This window comes from Dietzia papillomatosis NBRC 105045, from assembly GCF_001570845.1.
Taxonomy (GTDB): domain Bacteria; phylum Actinomycetota; class Actinomycetes; order Mycobacteriales; family Mycobacteriaceae; genus Dietzia; species Dietzia cinnamea.
Map to the genome: position 1 here is coordinate 1 of NZ_BCSL01000107.1, position 1343 is coordinate 1343.

Annotated in this window: 1 protein-coding gene; it reads right to left on the reverse strand. The window is 67.5% G+C overall.

Features of this window, described 5'->3' with window-relative positions; all coding sequences use genetic code 11:
* Positions 1-15 precede the first annotated feature (15 nt).
* Positions 16-1107 carry an IS110 family RNA-guided transposase gene (locus DPA01S_RS15995; protein ID WP_198150851.1) on the reverse strand — a complete coding sequence of 364 codons (1092 nt, stop codon included), beginning with the start codon at positions 1105-1107 and terminating at the stop codon, positions 16-18.
* Between the last annotated feature and the right edge of the window lie 236 nt (positions 1108-1343).

Below are 1343 nucleotides of genomic sequence, written 5' to 3' on the forward strand. Positions count from 1 at the left end.
ATGCTCCTATGGATGTCAAGCGGCTTTGGCGAGGTCGGCGGTGGTCGGTGCTTTGGTGGCGGGGTCGCGAGCCTGTAGGTCGTTGATCAGGGCATGGTAGATCTCGCGCGCGATGTGGCGTTTGAGGCAGCGCATGATGTCTTTCTTGGACAGGCCTTGCGCGGTTCGTCGGTCAACGTAGGAGCGGGTGCGTTCGTCCCATCGCATGCGGCTCAGTGCGATGGTATGCAGGGCGTGGTTCGCGGCCCGGTCGCCACCGCGGTTGAGTCGGTGTCGGTCTCGTCGTCCTGAAGAGGCAGGGATCGGGGCCACGCCGCACAGGTGCGCGAACGCCGCTTCGGAGCGCAGCCTGTCTGGGTTGTCGCCCGCGGTGGCCAGAAGCTGCCCGGCGACGTCAGGTCCCACGCCCATGCGGTTCATCAGGGTCGGAGCCGTCTGCGCGGTCAGGGCTTTCAGCTCGACGTCGAGGTCGGCGATCTCCTCACTCAGTGCCAGGATCCGGCGGCTCAGAATGCGTAGTGCCGCCTTGGTCGCGCCGAGGGGACTAGCGAGGTCGCTGGGACGGAACCGGGCGCAGACTGCGGCCAGCTCGCGGGCGGGCAGGCCACGCAACTGGGCTCGCAATTCCTCCGGAGCGGTGATCACCAGCTGCCTGGCCTGGTTGATCGCTTGGGTACGGGCCTTGACCGCGGAGCGCCGAGGCACACGCAAGGCCCGGACGGCCTCCACGATCCCGTCGCGGGTCTTCGGCACGCCAGTGGCACGCCCGGAGGCGACCGCGGTAGCAGCGGCATAGGCGTCTATCGGGTCGGACTTGCCCTTCATCCGCCGGGTCTTGCGGTCGGGTCGGTCGACTTCGACCACCGATAGTCCGGCCCGGGCCAGCACCCGAGACAGCTCGGCGCCGTAGGCACCGGTGCCCTCGACCCCAACGGCCTGCACGGTGCCGTGGCCGCCGAGCCATGAAAGTAGCTGCCGGTACCCGGAACCCGTGGCCGGGAACTCTCGGTCGGCCAGATGCCGCCCGAGGGAGTCGATCACCGCCGCGTGATGGGTCTGGCCATGCGTATCCACTCCGGCGATGACATGCACGTGCTGATCGGACATCATGGTCACTGCTGCCTTTCTCGTTGATCCCGGTGGGGCAGCACGCGCCGGCCAGGCGGGCGGACAAGACAGTGGCGGGGCTTCTGAACCAAGCTCCTATGAGGTCACAAACGCCCGTCCGGTCGCGTGCGTAGCGATCCCCCGAGCGGGCCGACAAATCCGCTTCTAGTCAGCCACCGCGACGGTCAGCCCGTGAGTCAGACCCGCCCGAAGAACCACTACACACATCATCACTG